This is a genomic window from Mesorhizobium sp. M7A.F.Ca.CA.002.04.1.1, from assembly GCF_004022805.1.
Classification (GTDB): Bacteria; Pseudomonadota; Alphaproteobacteria; order Rhizobiales; family Rhizobiaceae; genus Mesorhizobium; species Mesorhizobium ciceri.
In genome coordinates, this window is sequence record NZ_RZPL01000550.1 from 1 (window position 1) to 4,009 (window position 4,009).

3 protein-coding genes are annotated in these 4,009 nt (G+C 61.0%); 1 reads left to right on the forward strand and 2 read right to left on the reverse strand.

All coding sequences use genetic code 11. The features are described from left to right. Positions 1 to 421 precede the first annotated feature (421 nt). Complete coding sequence (locus ENZ75_RS23945; RefSeq protein ID WP_024502861.1) at positions 422 to 1,165, reverse strand: Crp/Fnr family transcriptional regulator; 744 nt, start codon at positions 1,163 to 1,165, stop codon at positions 422 to 424. Between the two features lie 152 nt (positions 1,166 to 1,317). Between ENZ75_RS23945 and hemN the strand changes: the two genes are divergently transcribed. Then, positions 1,318 to 2,667 carry an oxygen-independent coproporphyrinogen III oxidase gene (gene hemN, locus ENZ75_RS23950; protein ID WP_063169226.1) on the forward strand — a complete coding sequence of 450 codons (1,350 nt, stop codon included), beginning with the start codon at positions 1,318 to 1,320 and terminating at the stop codon, positions 2,665 to 2,667. A gap of 110 nt (positions 2,668 to 2,777) precedes the next feature. Here the strand turns inward: hemN and ENZ75_RS23955 are convergent. Next, positions 2,778 to 4,009: IS5 family transposase (locus ENZ75_RS23955; RefSeq protein WP_127274734.1), on the reverse strand; the 1,232-nt coding region annotated here is incomplete at its 5' end.

A 4,009-nucleotide genomic window follows, 5' to 3' on the forward strand; every position in this document is an offset into this window, starting at 1 on the left:
CCTGATCTATGTCAGGCCGCACGATTTTGTGCGGCGCAATCAGCAGGTGGCGAATGAACGAGGAACGCAGCGCGGGCTCACTCCCTCATGGAAGGCGTTCCCTGGGTTGGGCGGGCGCAGACGCGATCGCTGAGGCGAAAGCTGAGGCTCTGCGCGCGTTGGATGCTATTGCCGATGCCCTGCCAAACGTTGTTCGGATCCCATTGGAAACGAACGCGATCGTTCCGCCGAGCCGTGGCAGATTAAGGACCATGCTTCGCCGGTATGTGCCGAAACACACCTGGCGATTGGTCACGTTCCTATCAAAGCCCGAAAGCTGTTTGTCTCGACAACCGTGACGCCGCTTCGTCGAAGGCGCGGCGACATCGCATTAAAAGGCAAACACGGCCCGCCCCGGAGTCATGCGACATGGCCTCGCCGCTTAGGGCCGCTCGCGTCCGCCGCCACAGCGCTTCTCCAGACGGCTTATGCTGTCCACCGTCACATGGCGTGCGTTCTCAATCCGAATCACCCCGTCAGCCCGCAATCGCGTCAGTTGGCGGCTCACGGTCTCGCTGGTGATTCCAAGGAAATCAGACATTTCGGCACGCGTCAGCGGCAGATCGAAGGAGGCCGACCCGGAAGCCGCATCGAGACTGGAATCGATATTCCGGGCCATCATGAGGAGAAAAGTCGCCACCTTTTCCGGAGCTGTCTTGCGCCCCAGCGTCACCATCCACTCGCGCGCCTCATCGAGTTCATTCAGCGTCTGTTTGAGCAGGCGATGCTCGAATTCCCGTGACGCCTTCATCATCCGTTCGACGGCCGCTCGCGGAAACGAACACAGCGTGACTGCTGTTGCCGCTTCCGCATTGATCGAGCTTTCCTCCTTGAAAGGACGTCCCAGAAAATCCGGTGCAAACTGGAGACCGACGATCTGCTGGCGCCCATCCGACAGGCTCTTTGATAGCTTTACCACGCCTGAAAGCACGTTGGAGTAGCTGTCGACGTTCTGTGCCTCGCCGGTCAACTCCATTCCTGACTCGATCCGGCGACGCGAGCAAGTCTTGGCGAGCCCAACCAAATTGTCTGGATCGAGCGCACCGCAGACACCGCGACGCCGTGCCTCGCAAGGGAAGCAAAGAACAGGAATGCCGGAACTATGAATGTCTTGCCGAAAGGTCATGCGTTCGCCTTACCCGATCCTAACTGCCGGCAGGATACCCATCCAGGGTAGAGAAATCCTGCGGCGGTTTGTCCATGAGCGCGGCTGATCGAGATCAGGGTCTGCTTCAGCGATGCGTGCAGTGTTCCGGCGGGCAACACGGTGAACGCGAGATGCAATCGGAAATAGCTGTCAAACTCAGCGAGAACGTCCCACGCTACACCAGCTATCCGACGGCGCCGCATTTCCATTCGGGGATCGATGCTGCCATTTACCGTGGCTGGTTGGAGACGCTGGAAAGCGGCGACGAAATCTCGCTGTACCTGCACATTCCTTACTGCGACAAGCTCTGCTGGTTCTGCGCCTGCCACACCAAGCAGACGCACCAATATGAGCCGGTGGCCGCTTATCTGCGCTCGCTGAATGCCGAAATCGTCACGATTGCCGGTCTGGTGAGCGGCAAGGCACATGTCCGTGCAATCCACTTCGGTGGCGGTTCGCCAACTATTCTGAGGCCCGATGATATGGTTGCTCTTGGAGCGGCCTTGCGGGACAGCTTCGACCTTCTCCCGGATGCTACGGTCAGCATCGAAATCGAAACCAACGACATGGACAAGGCGCGCCTTGATGCACTTGCTCAAATCGGCGTAACGCGGGCGAGCCTCGGCGTGCAGGATTTCGATCCGCAAGTGCAAAAAGCAATTAATCGTGAGCAGAGTTTTTTGCAGACCAAGGCAGTCGTCGACGGGGTTCGTTCGCGGGGCGTCGAATCGGTCAATCTGGACCTGCTCTACGGGCTCCCGAATCAGACACGCGAGACGATCTGTTCCACGGTGGCGCAGGCACTGACCTTGGAGCCAGACCGGATGGCCCTGTTCGGCTACGCACATGTGCCCTGGTTCAAGAAGCATCAGACGATGATCGACGAGGCATGGCTGCCGAGTCCCACTGAGCGTTTCGCCCAATCTCAACTCGCGGCGCGGGCAATTGTCGCCAAGGGATATGAGGCAATAGGACTCGATCATTTCGCGAAGCCCGACGATGCGCTGGCCATAGCGGCCCGCGCAGGGGTTTTGCATCGCAATTTTCAGGGCTACACTGAGGATCGCTGCCCGACACTGATCGGACTTGGCCCTTCGTCCATCGGTCGTTTTCGCCAAGGCTACGTGCAGAACATGGCTTCGACTGCCGGGTACGGGCGCATGGTTGCGGATGGCGGGTTGGCTGCCGTCCGCGGCGTTGCCCTTTCCGACGACGATCGCGTCCGTGGCTGGATCATCGAGCGGCTGATGTGTGATTTTGCCTTCTCGGCAGTCGACCTGGTGGAGCGGTTCGGCAAAGCCGGCGAGCAGCTCCTTCATCGCTCGAGGTCCATCGCACTCCACGATCCTGCCCGAGCGCTTGAATTCGATGGTGACAGTTTCCTCGTACGGACTGAAAGTCGCCCCTTCATTCGAACCATCGCGGCCAAGTTCGATACATATTTCAAAGGGGGAACGGCGAGGCACTCGGTGGCGGTCTGAGCAAAGCACAGTGCGCTCGCCGTTTGGTCGATCGGCGAACCAGCTGCGTTCGTTTTGACCGCTCATAGGCGACTACCGCATCAAATCGTCGACCGTGAACAATCCGAGCCCTAAGCGGCGACCGGCTTCGGCCGGATTTGAAGCAGGGCAATCAAGAGCGACAAAAACCCCTTCAGCCACCTGAGCAGGAGGGAGAAGTTGTAGCCGGCGGCGGCCAGGATGGCGTTGAGGGTGTCGCCCTGCTGGCCGGCGAGGTAGTTGCGGCCCATTCTGTGTTCGCTCTTGATGTGGCCGATGACGGGCTCGACCGCCGACCGCCGTCGCATCTGGCGCTTGATGGCTGGGGTGACGCGGCGTTTCTGGCCCGCGGTGAAGACCCTGAGCTTGTGGCTCTGCGGTGCGTTGTGGCCGCGATAGCCGGCGTCGGCGAGGATGCGGCCGATCTCGTTGCCGATGGTCTTTTCCATGTCGGGGATGACGCTTGCCAGCGTGTGGCCGTCATAGGGATTGCCGGGCAGTGCTTTTGCATGCAGGGCGAACTGGCCGCCCCTGGAGCGCTTCAGCGTGGTGGCCACCGACACCTTCACCCCGAACTCGTAGGGCGCATGCGCCTTGCCCTTGCCGATGCATTCCACCTCGTGTGCGTGCAGGCTGTAGATCTTGCGGCCGCGCTGGCGCTGGCGTTGCTCGAGAACGGTGGCGGCCTGGTAGAGCGGCCATTTGAACAGCGCGTCCAGCCCCTGATCGCCGGCGATCTGGCGACCAATGTCGCGAATGGTCCGGCCGAGATAGGTCTTGAGCTTGCGTAGCGCCTTGTTGGCCCGCTTGAACTGCTTGGCGTGGGCATAGCGCTGGTGGCTGATCAGCGCCAGCTTGCCGACCCGCACATAACTCTGGCGCAAATGGAGACCCGTCCTCTTGGCCAGCCGCACCAGCCGTTCGCGTGCCCGATGGATGAGCTTGGCGTCGGTCGGGAACATGACGTTCTTCGGCTGCACGGTGGTGTCGACGATCACCTGGCGCGTGTCGGCCGGTTTCATCGCCCCGGTCTTGACCGCGAGGCTGAGGCTCTCCTGCAACAGCACCATAATCCGCTCCTCGCCCATACGGCTGCGCCAACGCGTCATCGAGGAGCGGTCGAACGGCAGCGTATGGCAAAAGAACGTCTCGCCGGTGAGATACTGGAAATAAGGGTTCTCCACCCAGCGCTCGCACAGCACCTCATCCGACAGGTTGAAGGTGTGCTTGAGGATCGCCAGCCCCGCCATCAGCCGGGTCGGCAGCGGCGGCATGCCGGGGCCGTCCGAATAGACGGCGCCGAAACGCTCCTCCAGCACCGGCC